Raw genomic sequence first — 17,092 nt, 5'->3', positions numbered from 1 at the left:
CAATAACAACACTTACCTCTTACATCAATATCTTTCGCAAAATAAAAAAGTACCGAGCTATTTAAAATAGTTCGGTACTTTTCAATAGATAGAAATTGAGAAAATTAATTACGTTTTTGATGCCCTTGCGCTAAATGCACAACATCAACATTATCCTCATTACTAATCGTATAAGCTTGCCCAAATCCTTTCACAAATAACCCCTCTATAGGTAATAAATTAAATAAAGTAAAGTCAGCCATTTTCGCTAGTTCATTCACGATCTCACCATGCCGTTGTTGTAATGCCCCTATGCCCTTTTTCCATTCATCACTATCAAAAGGCACAATCTCCACCGATGCGTTAAAAGATAAACGACGACGCGCAAAAATTTTACGCGCATTTTGCTCATCTTCAATCAACATCATAGCCACTTTACCATTTACTTTTAAATTTCTCGCATGACGAGCAATATCTGAAATGAAGATATAAAATCCCTTACTGTTCGCTACAAATGGCGCATAGCTAATATTAGGCATTCCTTCTTCATCAACCGTTGATAACATCAATGTTTTACATTGCTGTTTTAATTCTTGAATTTCTGTGCCAATACGCTCTTGTAAACGAAGTTGCTGCTCTCCCATATTAAATTATCCTTTTATTGTGAATGTGAAATAAATTGAGTAAGTTGTTTAAATCTCTCCAGTTGATCTGGGAAAATTTCCCCTTGCTCATTACGCCCAAGATAGATTTTAAAAATGACCTGCTTTTGTTCTGAAATAAAAATAATGGCGTGCGTAGCTTTCCCTCTTAACGGCTTACTCACTAATGCTATATACTTGACCTGATCTAATTTCAAATGACCATAAAAAACACCTTGGCTTTCTTGTCCAAGGTTGAGGTTATAGTAACCATAAGCAGATTTACCAATAGGAAAAGTTTCTTTAATTTCAAAAATAGAACCTGCTTTTTCAATGATCGTTGTTACCTGTCCCCATTGCGGTAATTCGTTAAGAATCTGCTCACTATAAGAACCATCAATGATAGAAAGCATATTTTCTGGTAATACGAGTATTATTTCGCCTTCAGCTTTATCCAACTGTTTGGCTAATTCTTGAGTGCTAAGACTAGGCTTTTCATTTAGGTATTTTTCAATTTGTTGTTTAAGTAACATAACAACGTTCCTCATAGATATTATTTATATTAATCAACCAGATCATGATGATTAATGCTGATTACAGCATACATCAATATAAATAAAAATTATTATCAATTAGATTGACAGGTAATTTAGATCAAAGTAGGATTTTTCAAACTGTTTTACATCATTTGATCTAAATTAAAATGGGAACGATGAAATGAAATTATCTAAAATCTCTATCTTACTAATTTCTGCAACTCTTTTACCAGCATATGCAGCTGATCAACTTGAGGAAATCAATGTCATTGCGTTACGAGATCCAACAGAACAAGCTAAACAACAAGCAACCCTAACAGTAATCAGTAAAAATGAATTAAATAAACAGCAGGCGACTAGTGTGGCAAATGCTATCTCAACCTTAGCCAATGTTTCCATTAGTGGAGGTTCTCGAGCATTAGCGCAACAGCCAATTATTCGTGGAATGGGCGGAAGTCGTATTGTGCAAATCGTTGATGGGATACGGCAAAATTTTGCATTAGAGCATAGAGGATCTTATTTTGTTCCAACCTCAATGTTGGCACAAATTGAAGTAATAAAAGGTCCAGCAAGTACACTATGGGGAAGTGGAGCATTAGGCGGTGTTGTCGCCACTCGAACAGTCAATACCTTTGACTTACTCAAAGAGAATGAAAAATGGGGAATAACTATTCGCCAAGGCTACCAATCAGCCAATTCTCTTTCGACAACCAGTGCGGCAATTTATGGCATAACAGATAATATAGATATTTTAATTCAAGGAATACGCAATAAAAATTCTGATCTTCGTTTAGGTGGCAAATTAGGGGATCTTCCTTATAGCGGTTTAACACAACAGGGTGGGCTATTAAAATTTGGCTGGCAAATCAATGATGCACAACGCCTTGAACTCAACGCACGTCAAACTGTAAGTAAGCAACTTGCGCCAAATAATAATGAAATGTTTGCCCCTTATACTCCGAGAGATTTATATACTGATATTGGCGCTGCTCACTCACCAGGAAGTACCGTTTCTCCTGCCACTCTCTACGCAAAATTAGGCGGAACCTCAGATTTAGCACAACAAAAAGTAGTTGATAAAAGTTTATCAATTCGTTATCTCTTTAATCCTGCCTCGGCACTCATTAATAGTGAATTTACAGCTTATGTTAACCACACAAAAGAAAGCGAAATTAACCAACGCACTCATGCCGCTGACTCAACGCAGTATCAAACTTATGGTTTTAATTTACGTAACACATCAGAATTTGAAAAAATCAGTTTAATTTATGGCATTGATTTTTATCAGGATCATGCCAAAACGGTTCGTGAAAAAAAAGAATATGATGGTGATAGCACAATAGCAACTGATCTACAAACAGCAAAATATCGCCCAAACTCTTATAATGCTAAAGCAAAAGCTTGGGGAGCCTATTTATTAACCCATATTAAATTAAATGATCAATGGATATTCTCCCCTGCTGTTCGTTTTGACGCCTATAAAACCTCTGAAAAACATAGCGAAGAATCTTATAAAGGCAATCATATTTCTCCATCTGCAACATTAAGTTTTCAAGCAACAGAATGGTTAACATTAGCTGCAAAATATAGTGAAGCATTTAGAGCGCCTAGTATCCAAGAAAAATACATCTCTGGCTATCACTTTGGATTTGGCGGAAGAAGAGTCATTGCGGCAACCTTTGCGAACAATCCTAATTTACAAGCAGAAATTGCCAAAAATAAAGAATTAAATGCTAATTTACATTGGAATGCTATTTTCCAAGAAAAAGATCAGCTAAATTTTTCCGTTACCCTTTTTCAAAATGATATACAAAATCTTATAAAGCTAGAAACCATTGAGAAACTAGGTCCAGTACCGTCCAAATTTCAATATCAAAATGTACAAAATGCACGTTTACGAGGAGTCGAACTCACTAGCAACTACCTAGCGGCAAGATGGTCAACCTACCTAAGTTATGGTCTATTAAAAGCTAAAGATATGAAGACAGGTAAAACATTAGAAGATACGAATGAACAAAAAATTATCTTCGGCGCAAATTATGATTTAATCCGTGATAAATTTAATATTGGAGCGACATTAAGCCATTATTTTGCCCAAAAATATACCAATAATGCCGATCCATATCCTTCTTATACACTTGTTGGCTTAAACGCAACTTATGCCCCAAAATCAGGTGAATGGCAAAACTTACAAGTTGATTTCGGCATTGATAACCTCTTTGATAAAGCCTATACCCCAGCGTATAGCTTAATACCAGAAGCAGGTCGTAATGTTAAACTCAGTGTAACTTATAAGTTCTAAAACATTTGCAAATACTATTTGATCATTATAAAAATATTTCTTGTTTTAATCTTTTGATGTTGCATATCTAGTAGATAAAATAGTTGATAATCATTAGAAACAATAATTATCAACTATTTTTCATTTTTAAAATAAAGAAAAACTCTTGTTAACTTCAATAACCACTTGGTGCTTATTATATTGGTAAAAAGGGTGATTACTATTTTGATCTTGATATATCCAAGTTAGCCTAGGTGTAATCCCCAAAATATTAATTTTTTTATTCCATACACTAAATTTTATTATACGTTCATTATTCTTTTGTTTTGTGGGTAAAAGACGCCCTGGACTTTTATATTTTTTAGTCGCATAAGTAAAACTGATATTGGTAGCCATATTGAATTGCCACTCTTTTTCCCAACCAATTTTCATTGCCACTTTAGAATAAGAATCATCTTTATCTTGCGTATTAGCTTTATCATAAGCGACATTAAAAAACCAGTATTGCTTATTAGTTGGTATATAAAACAATGTATTAGATATTAAATAATGATTACCATTAAGATATTTTCGTTGCTGGTAATTCTCTTTAGCATATTCAAATTGACTGAATAATTGCCAATTTTGAGAAAATATATTTTTATAGTTTAAATTAACCCCTATATTCTCTGAGTATGATCTTAACTTTCCTTTTCCAGATGCCCCTCCCGCATACCATCTATTTTCTAAAAATGGATTTAGACTTATTTGATACTTTGCAGTTTGATACCCCATTCCGAGGGTATTTCTTAATTCAATTTGATTATATTTTTTATTATCCCAGTAATATTTTCCTGATAACTTACTTGATAACTCACTAAAAAATCCTTTAGGCAAAGAAAATCTTTTATTTATCCCTATTTGATATCCAATTCCTTTCCCACTCTCTTTTTTCCAAGGTTTGAACCCATAATATCTAACATTTTCTGGTGGAGCATTATTAATATTTTCTTCATATAGATAATTAGCCCCACCTGATATTAATAAGGCATCTCTTTTCTCTAAACTTAATAGATAATAATTTTCTATAATATTTTTTAGGTTAATAGGCAAATCTTCATTAAGCAATGACTTAAACCAATCCCTTGCTTCAACATTATTCTGATTAAAAAACAATGTCTCTGCGAATTGAAATTTAACGACAGTTAATGGCAAATGATTTAATAATTTTCGATATAGAATAACTGAAGTACTGTAATCTCTTTCTTGTCTAGCAAGAATAGCTTTTGACCACAAAACAATATTATCATCTACATTATTTTTCTTCTGGTAAATAGGTAGCAATAACTTTATTTTATCCGCATCAGCTTTAATTAACACGGGTATTAATGCTCTAACAATAATTTCTGGATATTTATCTAAATCTTCTTTACTTATTGTTAGCGTTTCTTCATTTGGACTTATTTTCTGGTAAGGCATCTCTTTTCTTATAGGTTGTATTATATTTATTTCTCTTTCAGGGGTATTAACATCGTTAATATAGTTATTTGAGGTTTGAGCTAAGGTTAAAGATGAGAATAAGAGCATAATAAAAAGATAATTTTTCATAAAGATATTCTAATTGAAATTCATTGGAGATATGAGTATTTCTTGAGAGATAATCATCTTTTCATGATTATCTCTAAGGCATTTTCTAAAATTTAAATTCTGCACTAAGGTAAAAGTTACGCCCAGGCGCAGCTAATACAGAATAATTATTTGTTGACTGCCTTGCTTCTGTACCTAATGCTGTTTGACGTGCAGATTCCCAAGTAACATAGCGATAATTAAATAAATTATAAATACCCGCTCTTAGTGTTAAATCTTTGAATTTATAGTAACCTGTTAAATCTGTAGTACGCCAACTTCGTGTCTTAATTTTAGCCACTCTAGCGCCTACAGTATTTAATGTATTTTGACGAGAAGAGGATAATAATTCAGAGAGATCTTTCCCTTTTGAATAAGTATTTAATATGCTAATTCCCCATTTTTCACTTGGCGCATAATATTCAATACCATAAATAACTCTAAGGGGTTGAATTGCGTCGAAAGAATAAGATGATGCAATACCAAATTTAGCTGGAATGGGTTCCATTTTCTTTATCTTGGTTACCCCAACATTTGCTTTTAATAATAATCCTTCAGGAAATTTATTCCATACAGAATGGGTATCAACAGTCGTCTTTATATCAAAACCATGCGTGGTAAAGTTATATAAGTTAAAATATAAATCTGATGTAGCGTAACCTGTTTTTGTTGAGTCAACACTACCATCAGCATTTAAATAATAAATTGCTGCACGACCAATAATATCTTGATATCGCGTTACAAAATAGCTCGCTAAAATATTTACTGGCTCACTACTAAATTCAAGCCCAATTTCATTATTCAATGATTTTTCAGTAGATAAGGAGCCCTGTTTATCTGAATTCGCATTAAATCTTTCATTATTAAAACCTGGGCCAATCAATTCTATAATACTCGGATTTCTAAAACCGCTACTCAATCGATAAGTTAAATTTAAATATCTTGTTGGTTGATACGCTAAACCAAAATCCCAAGAAATATTATTATATTTAGCTTGTGCAAAAGTTATCCCTACTTTTTGTTGATCTGCCGTCGGGTTAGCTGAATATTTTTGATAATCATAACGCCCTGTAAGGCTTACAGAAAAATTATCTGTAATACCAATTCGATCGGAAAGCGTAATAAAAATATTTTTTCCTTTCATTTCTCCTGTTGAATGCGGTCCATAAGTAAAATAGTGAGTTTCATTTTTTCTATTTTCTTCAGCACTTTTTTCTAAGTTTTGCGTTTTCTGCCAAAAATTATCAACAATGTAAGTCGAATTAATGACTCCCGTTTTTACTTGGAATTGATGTTGAATTGATTTTGTGTGGAATGATTTCGCCAAGCTAATATCAGAACGTATATCCCTTTCTGTTAGTTTACTGACATGACGATCACCCAGCATACCTCGTTGATAATTGGTATCGGAAGGCCAACAATTTTTATCTATTGACGGCCAAGTAGAACAATTTAATGTTAACGCTTCACTTTGTAGACTAAGCTTACGTCTATCTAGACGAATGAATACACTGTCAAAAATGGCCGCTTGGTTTGATGCAGTATATTTATACTCTAAACCTAAACGATTATTCTTATGTTGATCAATATAGAATCGGGCTGGGGTATAAGGGAGAACAATATCGGGCACACTTTCAAAATCAAATAAATTAGGATAATCATCACTTCGTGGGTGCCAATAATTTGGGAGGAACATATCTCTTAGAGCATATGTTTGTGTAGTATAATCAATAACTAAACCTGCATAGTGAGATGAATTAAAATGGTATCCTACTTTTGATAAGAAAGAATCACTTGTATATTCTAACGGGTTTGGTACTTTTCTTCCTTCACCACTAATTTCTTTTGCATTCAAATGCGTATTAATTAGCGTTGCATTTGCTGCTGGAGAATAATATCTAATTTCCCCCCCCCCTGACTTATATAAATCGTTATGAGAGCGAACCTCATGTCCTTTTCGTTTAGTATATTGTAAAAACCCTTCTATCCCATTATGTCTACCAGCAACAGCCAAAGAGACGGTTTTACGTCCATCTTTTGATGTATATCCCGTTTTAATACGCCCTGCAAATTTGTCATCTTCATTGGCAAAAAAATCTGCTGCATCTTTAGTTACCATTCTTACCGAACCACCTAAAGCACCACTTCCTGATTCAGCAGAAGAGGATCCTCTACGCAGATCAACTTCTTTAAGATTTTCATATTCCACCTCATTAATTGAAGCGCTAGATGAAAAAACACGATGCTTTCCAGCGGTAGGATCATCTCTACGTAAAATAGGGGCGCTTGTTAAACCATCGACATCAATAGCAATACGCTCTTTTTCTACACCTCTCATAGAAAAACCTCTTGAGGTTCCTCTTCCACCAGCCTCATTGACACTAATATCAGGATCATATCGAGTCAGATCTCGGACATTTTCTACCTGCTCTTGTTGTAATTTTTCTATACTTTTTTTCACACGCCCAAGACCTGTTACATCAGCAGATTTATATTGGCTTCCTACTTGTTGTTCTGCATTAACTTCTATCGTATCGAGTTGATCGTCGTATATATTCTCTGCATAACTTAATGAGCAAGCTAAAAATGTAGTACTAATTCCAAGCAATGAATAATTTAATTTCATAATTTCTAACCTTTTATTTACTAATTTGCTTTCCGCCAAACACTGCACTAAATGAGCCATCTGTTTTACGGATAGTCCCGCCTAGTTCATTCGCATCTTTGCCATAAAAATAGCCATTAACATTAGCTTCACCATTTATATATTGGGTATTACTTGCATCTTTTGCTGTATCTATTGCTAACCCTGTTATCGTTGCTTTGCCAGAGAAACCTTGCTCGTTAATCGTAGAAGTAATATTAATGACACCATCACCATTAATATTTTGGTTATCATTAAAAAGTTTTCCTGTTAAAGATTTATTGTCCCAATTTGCAGTAAATACGGCATCAAGTTCTGATTTACTGAATAATGCACCATTGCTATTTGTAGAATCAGCGTAACCATATCCATACCATTTTCCTTGATAATGCGATTCGCCTGAGGTAGGAATTTCTGAAATTGGTGTTTGTAATCCTTGGAGAAAGAACCCCGCTTTAGTTATATCTGTTTGCTCACCATTTTCAGCAGGAATAATGTATTTACCATACTTCATAAATTCAGTTTCGGCACAACACACTTGCTCAGAAATTAAATCAAAAATAACACCATCAACTTGTAATTTATTAATATTTCCAGAGAAATTACTTGAGCGTTCTTCACCTAAAATAACCTTATTATTGTCATTGACATAAGAAAGAAGCTTTGTATTAAACAGATGACCATCACTCTTAACCTCTTCGCTTCCATTTCGAGAGGCAATAAACGTCGCCGCAAATTCATTACCATTGCTATTTATTCGCCCTGCTAATGTCTTCGCTTTCTCACCAAAAAATGAACCTGAAACAGTTGCTTTACTTGTACCAGAACCATTTGAACCGCCAAAATCATAAGTCCCAGATGCGGTTCCCGTAAATGAATTGCCATTAATTTTTGCATTTAATGTATAAGAGAGTTTTACGTTTTCACTCGCTTGAGTTGTCGATAAATTCCCAGATACTTCTTTTGTATCAAAATTTACCGTCAATGAAATAGGTTGTGTTTGTGTGATCCCGCCAACAACGGAATCCCCTTGATTCTGCCCTGAGTGTAGCGTATCTGAACCATTAATTTGTCCTCCTATCGCCCAATTCCCTGTATAGGTAAATACACCTGATATTGGTATTTCAGTGGCTTTTTCATTACCTTGATAGAAAATAGATGTTAATACCTCACCACCATCGCGAATGACAATTAATCCAGCTAGTGCATCATCATAATCAAATAATTTAAGATAAGTCGTAAACTTACTATCAGCCCAAATAACAACTTTTCCACCAAGGGGGTATTTAGACGTTGATGTTTTCAGTACATCTTGTAAATATTTCCAATTATCACTAATAATCTCAAGAGAAATGGATTTTCCATTGAGATCAATCTGTTTTGTATTCGCTGAAAAATATTGCTTTTCTAAATTACGATCAATCAGTTGGAGTTTTCCAAAAGATTCTGCGGTTTTTATATGGGCATTCGGAATCGAAACACTATATCCCATTTCAGTAAAATCATCTGCTTTAACGTTAACCCCTGTTTTTTGATAATTTGGTGAGGTTTTATTTCCTCCCCCAGATATTTCTTTTGATTCTGGTACAGTTTCAACATCAAAACTTCCTCCTCCTGAAGCACACGCAGTCAAGAAAAATGAAACAAAAATAAAAGATGACAAGTATCGTTTTTTCATTAGCCCTCCTTAAAAATATTAATGATTATAATTATCATTTTATAAAATAGAGTCAATCATTATCTTTCAATTTAGCTAAAATAAATGGTTGTTTAGCATTTATTGATTTTTATGGAGATCCTGTAAGATTTCCTACACTGTGGGCAAAATAAATTGTAACTGTAGTACTAGGGCATAATTCGAAGAGAAAACTTCATTAAATCTTGATGGAGTAACCTTTACGCAAAACGTAAAGGTGCAATTTTAGTGAAAAAATAAATCAAAGAGCGCTTTATCAACAAACTGGTACCACGATAAGGCTGATGCCATTTTTTATAGGCATAAAATATATTTTATGAAAAATCATTAAAAGCAGAAAAAATACGCTATAATGACTTGTTTTTGTGATACCTCGTTTTGTGTGCGGCTAACAAAAGTATTTTTAAGTGGAAAATATTTTTGCTAGTCGCAAACGGGTCATTACAAAACATCATTTTTTTGTTTAACCTATTTTTATAAGGAAAAAGTTGTGACGCCAATCGTGAAACAATTTAAATACGGTCAACATACCGTAACATTAGAGACAGGTGCTATTGCACGTCAGGCAACTGCAGCAGTAATGGCAAGCATGGACGATACCAGTGTTTTTGTTACTGTCGTAGCCAAAAAAGATGTTAAAGAAGGACAAGATTTCTTCCCTTTAACCGTAAATTACCAAGAACGTAGCTATGCTGCTGGTCGTATTCCTGGTGGGTTCTTTAAACGTGAAGGTCGCCCTTCTGAAGGTGAAACATTGATCGCTCGCTTGATCGATCGTCCAATTCGCCCATTATTCCCTGAAGGCTTCCTGAATGAAATTCAAATTATTGCAACCGTTGTTTCAGTGAATCCACAAATTAGTCCAGATCTCGTTGCCATGATCGGTGCTTCTGCTGCGTTATCATTATCAGGCGTGCCATTTAATGGTCCAATCGGTGCAGCACGTGTTGGCTTCATCAATGATCAATTTGTACTTAACCCAACCATGGCTGAACAAAAACAAAGTCGTTTAGATTTAGTTGTTGCAGGTACAGATAAAGCCGTTTTAATGGTTGAATCAGAAGCAGATATTTTAACTGAAGAACAAATGTTGGCTGCCGTAGTTTTCGGTCATCAACAACAACAAGTGGTGATTGAAGCGATTAAAGAATTCACAGCAGAAGCTGGAAAACCTCGCTGGGAATGGCAAGCGCCTGCAAAAAATGAAGCTTTAATTAATCGTATCAAAGAGCTTTCTGAAAGCCGTTTAGGTGAAGCCTATCGTATTACTGAAAAGCAAGCTCGTTATGAACAAATTGATACTATCAAAGCAGATATTTGTGCCACTATTCTTGCAGAAAATAGCGAAGATGAAAGCATTACAGAAGGCAAAATCATCGACATTATTCACGAATTAGAAAGCCGTGTAGTACGTAGTCGTATTTTAGCAGGTGAACCGCGTATTGATGGGCGTACTGTGGATACTGTGCGTGCATTAGATATTTGCACTGGTGTGCTTCCTCGCACCCATGGTTCGGCTATCTTTACACGTGGTGAAACGCAAGCATTAGCGATTACAACACTAGGTACTGAACGAGATGCGCAAATTATTGATGAATTAACAGGTGAAAGAGCTGATCATTTCCTCTTCCACTATAACTTCCCTCCATATTCAGTTGGTGAAACTGGACAAATCGGTTCTCCAAAACGTCGTGAAATTGGACATGGTCGTTTAGCAAAACGTGGTGTAGCTGCTGTTATGCCAACCTTAGCTGAATTCCCTTATGTTGTTCGAGTTGTCTCTGAAATTACGGAATCTAATGGTTCATCTTCAATGGCATCAGTGTGTGGTGCATCACTCTCATTAATGGACGCAGGTGTACCAATTAAAGCCGCTGTTGCTGGTATTGCAATGGGCTTAGTGAAAGAAGATGAAAAATTTGTCGTATTGTCAGACATTCTCGGCGATGAAGATCATCTTGGTGATATGGACTTTAAAGTTGCTGGTACACGTACTGGGGTAACTGCATTACAAATGGATATTAAAATTGAAGGCATCACCCCTGAAATTATGCAGATTGCATTAAATCAAGCAAAAAGTGCCAGAATGCACATTCTTAATGTAATGGAACAAGCAATTCAAACACCACGTGCCGATATTTCTGATTTTGCGCCACGTATCCATACTATGAAGATTGATCCGAAGAAAATCAAAGATGTCATTGGTAAAGGTGGTGCAGTTATCCGTAGCTTAACTGAAGAAACAGGTACCTCAATCGATATTGATGATGATGGTACGGTGAAAATTGCTGCAACAGATAACAATGCAGCGAAAGCGGTAATGGCGAAAATTGAAGATATTGTTGCAGAAGTAGAAGTAAACAAAATATATCAAGGTAAAGTAACACGTATCGTTGATTTCGGTGCATTTGTTTCTGTACTTGGCAACAAAGAAGGATTGGTTCATATTTCACAAATTTCTGAGGCTCGTGTAGAAAAAGTAAGCGATTATCTACAAGTTGGTCAAGAAGTTACCGTGAAAGTAGTGGAAATTGATCGCCAAGGTCGTATCCGTTTAACAATGAAAGATTTACAACCAACACATGACAATTCAGTGGTAACAAATGAAGAGAATGTTGTTGAGGAATCTTCAGCAAGTGCATAATTAAGCAATGACGAATAACACCGTGATTCTTCACGGTGTTTTTGCCAGTAATGTTGAGCTTAGAGCTATTTAAGGCAGTATCATGTGTCAGTTGCAAAAAAGAATTTGTTCAGTCTTTTATTTTTCTTTTATCTCCCTATGTTTATTGATTGTAGGTTGTAGCACTTCACCATTAAGTGTATTAGGGACTGATTCACAGCTTATCTTCTCAGATACCAAACCACAGGAACATCTGGATCAAGAAGTTGTGATTGCTAAACTCAGTCAAGTTTTGCAATTAGAAAAAATGACTAGAGAAGACCGAGCTGCTTTCTATTTTGAACGTGGCGTAATCTTCGATAGTCTTGGTCTTTGGACGCTTTCTCGCTTTGATTTCTCACAAGCAATCCAGCTCAAACCTAAAATGGCAGATGCTTATAATTACTTAGGAATCTATGCATTAATTGAGGGCGATTATGATACCGCTATTGATTACTTCAATGCAGCATTAGCAGTTGATCCTCAATATAGTTATGCTTTCTTTAATCGCGGTTTAAGTTTTTATTACTCTAATCGTTATACAGAAGCAGAAGATGATCTTCTTAAATTTTATCAAGAAGAAACAACTAACCCTTATCGTGTATTATGGTTATATTTTAATGAGTTAAAACAAAATCCAAATCAAGCATTAGCTTTGCTTAAACAACGTTCCTCCAAATTATCATATGAATATTGGGGAACAAATATTGTGCAATATTATCTAGAGCAGATTTCCCTCACAGAACTACGTGAAAGAATGAAAAAATATGCGGAAAAATCAACTTCTCAATATGCAGAAGTATTAACCGAAACTTATTTTTATCTAGCCAAGCAGCAATTAATGTTACAACACAAACAAGATGCAAACACGCTCTTTAAATTAGCAATGGTCAACCAAGTTTATAGCTTTGTTGAATACCGCTTTGCCTTATTGGAGTTATCACGTTTAAGAGAAGCTAAAGTTAAACCTCAAAATTAATCATTACAAACACACTTATAACAAAATTATTTTATATTTTCGGTATTTACATGACAGAACAAACTTTAACATTTGCAGATTTAGATCTGCCAGAAACACTTTTATCTGCAATTTCAGATTTAGGTTTTATTAATCCATCACCTATTCAACAAGCCTGTATTCCTCACTTATTAAATGGCAATGATGTTTTAGGCATGGCGCAAACAGGTAGTGGCAAAACGGCTGCCTTTGCTCTCCCTCTCTTAACACATATTGAAATAGATAAAAAATATCCACAATTACTGGTTATGGCACCAACGCGTGAGCTAGCCATTCAAGTCGCTGATGCTTGCGAACAATTTGCCAAAAACTTAAAAGGTATCAATATTGTTACTGTATACGGTGGACAACGTTATGACATTCAATTACGTGCATTAAAACAAGGTGCCCAAGTTGTCGTTGGCACACCAGGGCGTATTTTAGATCACATTCGTCGTAAAACATTAGATCTAAGCGCATTAAAAGCAATCGTATTAGACGAAGCTGACGAAATGTTACGTATGGGCTTTATTGAAGATGTTGAAACTGTGATGGCTGAGTTACCAGAGGAACATCAAACAGCACTATTTTCAGCAACGATGCCAGAACCAATCCGTCGCATTACGCGCCGTTTTATGCGTAATCCACAAGAGATTAAGATTCAATCTACTCAACAAACGGCACCCGATATTACGCAATCTTATTGGCTAGTCAATGGCTTCAAAAAAGGTGAAGCATTAATTCGTTTCCTAGAAGTTGAAGAATTTGATGCTGCAATTATTTTTGCACGAACCAAAACTGCAACTTTAGAAATTACCGAACTTCTCGAACGCAATAATTTCCGTTGTGCGGCATTAAATGGCGATATGACCCAACAATTACGTGAGCAAACACTAGATAAATTACGTAACGGTCGTTTAGATATTCTCGTTGCAACAGACGTTGCAGCTCGTGGTATTGATATTGAACGTATTAGCTTGGTCATCAATTATGATATTCCACTCGATCCAGAATCTTATGTCCATCGAATTGGTCGTACGGGACGTGCAGGGCGTGCTGGACGTGCATTATTATTTGTTGAGCCAAGAGAAAGACGTCATCTCCGCAACATTGAACGTTTAATGAAAAAAACAGTTGATGAGACACAAGTCCCAAATCACGAACAGCTACAAATAGTAAGACGTGAGAAATTTAGACAAAAAATTACTGCACAATTAGAACACCACGATCTGGATCTATATCGCAGCTTACTTGAAGATATTTTTGCAGCAGACCAATCTCAAGAAGATATTGCAGCAGCAATGATGATGTTATTACAAGGTAAACAAAAGTTAATTCTACCGCCAGATCCTGAAATTAAACCAATGCGGAAAGAAAAAGAAAGACGCGAAAACCCACGTTCAGCTGAACGCCGTGGAGCAAAAAATTACAATAGTATGCCAATGGATATCTATCGTATTGAAGTAGGACGTGCAGATGGGGTAGAAGTAGGACATATTGTTGGGGCAATCGCCAATGAAGGTAATTTAAGTAGTCGCTATATTGGACACATTAAATTGTATGAACATCATGCAACTGTTGAATTACCTATTGAAATGCCAAAAGGATTATTGCAACATTTCCAACGTACCTATGTCGTTGGCAAACCAATGAAAATGTCTTTATTAGAAGCGGCTACAATCAGTTCTGATGAGAAACATCATTCATCACGTAAAAAATCACGTGAACGAGATAGTGATTCTTTTAAGAAAAAATCGCGTGCTGGAAAAGAACGAAAATTTAAAGAAGGTCGTAAAAAATTTACCGAACGTTAATCTACTAGGGCTTGTCAATACAAGCCCTATTTTTCATCTCTAAGGAGAAATTTATGCCTACATTAAATAAAATAACTCAACTCGCTATTCAATTAGATAATTATCATGTTATTGAAATTTCTGGCGTAGATAGTCAAACCTTTTTACAAGGACAACTCACTTGTGATGTGGTGAAAATGCCAGAAAAGAGTTCAACCCTTGCAGCCCACTGTGATCCTAAAGGAAAAATAGTTTCGCTATTCCGTTTAATTAAATTCTCTTCTCAACAATTCTGGTTTATTTTTGAAGCAAGTTTATTGCCAAGTGCATTAGATCAATTAAAAAAATATGCTGTATTTTCTAAAGTAGACTTTATTACAAAAGATCTATCTCTTTACGCATTTACGGCAGATCAGTTACCAGAAGATCTCAATATTGACACAGAAGTTTATCAAACTGAAACCGATACGATTTTACATATTACAGCAACCGAACAAGAATATTATCTAGTATTAACGGAAGCTCCTCGTAATTTCACAGCAGATCAAAATAAATGGAAAGCTCTGAATATCCTAAATAATTACCCCTTATTTACCGCTCACTGCCAAGGGGAATTTATCCCACAAGCACTCAATTTACAACATTTAGAACAAGCTATTTCTTTCAGTAAAGGTTGCTATATTGGACAAGAAACCATTGCTCGAGCAAAATATCGTGGTGCCAATAAATTAGCAATGTTTACACTAATTAGTGATGTACAAGAAGATATTGAAATTGGTAATTCTGTTGAAATCTCGTTAGAAAGTGGCTGGCGTCGTACGGGTACAATTATTAATTTTACCTATAACGATCAACAAACTTGGCTCCAAGTTGTCCTGAATAAGGATATTTCATTAAATAGCCTCTTCCGTCTATATGAAAATGGTGCAACATATCAAGTATTAGCCAATAAATTTATTACAGAATAAGTCAAGTTTTTATTTATCTTAAAAATAAATTAGCGTTTTTTATATTTATTTTTAGCAAGTATATGGGGAAAAATAGTTAATCTTTCTCCATTTTCTCTGTTTATATTAGAGAATAGTTAATAATTATTATTTCTTATTTAGATAAAGGACAATTTAAGGAATAATATTTTTCATTATGAACTTATTACTTGTGAGCTTGTATTTTCAGCATTAACCCTATATAACTGCTAATATTAAACGCAAAAACTCTTATTATCGGTAGCCGTAGGCGGTAATTTAAACAACTACCAAAAAGGTGGTGAAATGAAATATACACTTGATGCGTTTCTTGCACCGCTTGAAATTCTAGCCGATGTTGCAACAAATCATCAGCTCAGGCGGTTATGTGATAAGCTGCGATAACGATACCACAAGCAAACACCAACAATCCGCCAAACAACACGCAAAACCCTCATCAGCGTGTTGCAAAAATAAATTTTTATAGCAGATGTTTTATTAATAAAAGAGAAGTACAGTTAAATTTTAGATATTCTTCTAAATTTAGCAGTGATAATTAGGTTATTTAATCTTTTTTGTTTGAAGCTTATTTATATTTTGGAGTGTTTTATATGAGATAAAAATTTTACAATACAACTTTTTCTAAGACAGGAAATTCAATCTATAGCTATGCTTTTTTATTATTCTTTCTCGCTTATCATATAAATATCATTATAAAAACAGAAATAAAAAATAAAAATAAAAATAAAAATAAAAATAAAAATAAGGGAAAAATTTAATAAGATTAAGATAAATAACAATAATAAATAAAAATTAAATGGGATAAAGAAGATAATAAATAATGGCAGGGGCGGAGAGGCTCGAACTCCCAACACCCGGTTTTGGAGACCGGTGCTCTACCAATTGAACTACGCCCCTACTGGTATGAATAAATGGCGGAACGGACGGGACTCGAACCCGCGACCCCCTGCGTGACAGGCAGGTATTCTAACCAGCTGAACTACCGCTCCGCAATATTAAGGAATTGGCAATGTCCTACTCTCACATGGGAACTTCCCACACTACCATCGGCGTTACAACATTTCACTTCTGAGTTCGGCATGGATTCAGGTGGAGCTGTTGCACTATTATTGCCAAAAAATTCTTATTTTTTAAATACACTCGAATTAAATATACTTAAAAAATAAAACCTGGCAGTGTCCTACTCTCACATGGGAAGCTCCCACACTACCATCGGCGTTACAACATTTCACTTCTGAGTTCGGCATGGATTCAGGTGGTCCTATTGCACTC

At 34.9% G+C, this 17,092-nt stretch carries 10 protein-coding genes, 2 tRNA genes and 2 rRNA genes; 5 read left to right on the top strand and 9 right to left on the bottom strand.

Features of this window, described 5'->3' with window-relative positions:
• Positions 1-104: 104 nt before the first annotated feature.
• Both hutZ and hutX read right to left on the bottom strand, forming a co-directional pair.
• Positions 105-623 (bottom strand): heme utilization protein HutZ, encoded by a 519-nt coding sequence (gene hutZ / locus ACFFHK_RS09195; protein ID WP_382371736.1) that lies wholly within the window; start codon positions 621-623, stop codon positions 105-107.
• 14 nt (positions 624-637) lie between these two features.
• Positions 638-1,153 carry a heme utilization cystosolic carrier protein HutX gene (gene hutX / locus ACFFHK_RS09190; RefSeq protein ID WP_382371735.1) on the bottom strand — a complete coding sequence of 172 codons (516 nt, stop codon included), beginning with the start codon at positions 1,151-1,153 and terminating at the stop codon, positions 638-640.
• 184 nt (positions 1,154-1,337) lie between these two features.
• On the opposite strand from hutX, the gene ACFFHK_RS09185 reads away from it, so the two are divergent.
• Positions 1,338-3,458, top strand: a complete 2,121-nt coding sequence (locus tag ACFFHK_RS09185) for a TonB-dependent hemoglobin/transferrin/lactoferrin family receptor (protein WP_382371734.1) — start codon at positions 1,338-1,340, stop codon at positions 3,456-3,458.
• A gap of 126 nt (positions 3,459-3,584) precedes the next feature.
• On the opposite strand, the gene ACFFHK_RS09180 is transcribed toward ACFFHK_RS09185, so the two are convergent.
• From ACFFHK_RS09180 to ACFFHK_RS09170, 3 genes are all read right to left on the bottom strand, one after another.
• A complete protein-coding gene (locus tag ACFFHK_RS09180) occupies positions 3,585-5,024 on the bottom strand; it encodes a surface lipoprotein assembly modifier (RefSeq protein ID WP_382371732.1) in 1,440 nt (479 codons plus the stop codon).
• Between the two features lie 85 nt (positions 5,025-5,109).
• Positions 5,110-7,668, bottom strand: a complete 2,559-nt coding sequence (locus ACFFHK_RS09175) for a TonB-dependent hemoglobin/transferrin/lactoferrin family receptor (RefSeq protein ID WP_382371730.1) — start codon at positions 7,666-7,668, stop codon at positions 5,110-5,112.
• Positions 7,669-7,681: 13 nt separating this feature from the next.
• The gene (locus ACFFHK_RS09170) at positions 7,682-9,364 is read right to left on the bottom strand and encodes a transferrin-binding protein-like solute binding protein (protein ID WP_382371728.1); all 1,683 of its coding nucleotides are present in this window, start codon (positions 9,362-9,364) and stop codon (positions 7,682-7,684) included.
• Between the two features lie 508 nt (positions 9,365-9,872).
• Between ACFFHK_RS09170 and pnp the strand changes: the two genes are divergently transcribed.
• The 4 genes from pnp to ygfZ all read left to right on the top strand — a co-directional run bounded on the left by pnp (position 9,873) and on the right by ygfZ (position 15,802).
• Positions 9,873-12,026 carry a polyribonucleotide nucleotidyltransferase gene (gene pnp, locus ACFFHK_RS09165; protein ID WP_382371727.1) on the top strand — a complete coding sequence of 718 codons (2,154 nt, stop codon included), beginning with the start codon at positions 9,873-9,875 and terminating at the stop codon, positions 12,024-12,026.
• A gap of 82 nt (positions 12,027-12,108) precedes the next feature.
• Positions 12,109-13,023, top strand: a complete 915-nt coding sequence (gene nlpI / locus ACFFHK_RS09160) for a lipoprotein NlpI (RefSeq protein ID WP_382371726.1) — start codon at positions 12,109-12,111, stop codon at positions 13,021-13,023.
• A 50-nt stretch (positions 13,024-13,073) separates the two neighbouring features.
• Positions 13,074-14,855 (top strand): DEAD/DEAH box helicase, encoded by a 1,782-nt coding sequence (locus ACFFHK_RS09155; RefSeq protein ID WP_382371725.1) that lies wholly within the window; start codon positions 13,074-13,076, stop codon positions 14,853-14,855.
• Positions 14,856-14,908: 53 nt separating this feature from the next.
• Complete coding sequence (gene ygfZ / locus ACFFHK_RS09150) at positions 14,909-15,802, top strand: CAF17-like 4Fe-4S cluster assembly/insertion protein YgfZ (protein ID WP_382371723.1); 894 nt, start codon at positions 14,909-14,911, stop codon at positions 15,800-15,802.
• An 839-nt stretch (positions 15,803-16,641) separates the two neighbouring features.
• Here the strand turns inward: ygfZ and ACFFHK_RS09145 are convergent.
• From ACFFHK_RS09145 to rrf (ACFFHK_RS09130), 4 genes are all read right to left on the bottom strand, one after another.
• Positions 16,642-16,717 (bottom strand) — tRNA-Trp (locus ACFFHK_RS09145).
• A gap of 15 nt (positions 16,718-16,732) precedes the next feature.
• A tRNA-Asp gene (locus ACFFHK_RS09140) sits at positions 16,733-16,809 on the bottom strand.
• Between the two features lie 12 nt (positions 16,810-16,821).
• A 5S ribosomal RNA gene (gene rrf, locus ACFFHK_RS09135) occupies positions 16,822-16,937 on the bottom strand.
• A gap of 50 nt (positions 16,938-16,987) precedes the next feature.
• Positions 16,988-17,092 (bottom strand): 5S ribosomal RNA (gene rrf / locus ACFFHK_RS09130); the annotation flags it as partial.

Origin of the sequence: Gallibacterium trehalosifermentans (assembly GCF_042433055.1) — a bacterium.
Lineage (GTDB): Bacteria > Pseudomonadota > Gammaproteobacteria > Enterobacterales > Pasteurellaceae > Gallibacterium > Gallibacterium trehalosifermentans.
Note: the sequence above shows the minus strand (reverse complement) of the source record. Positions and strands in the feature narration are given on the sequence as shown.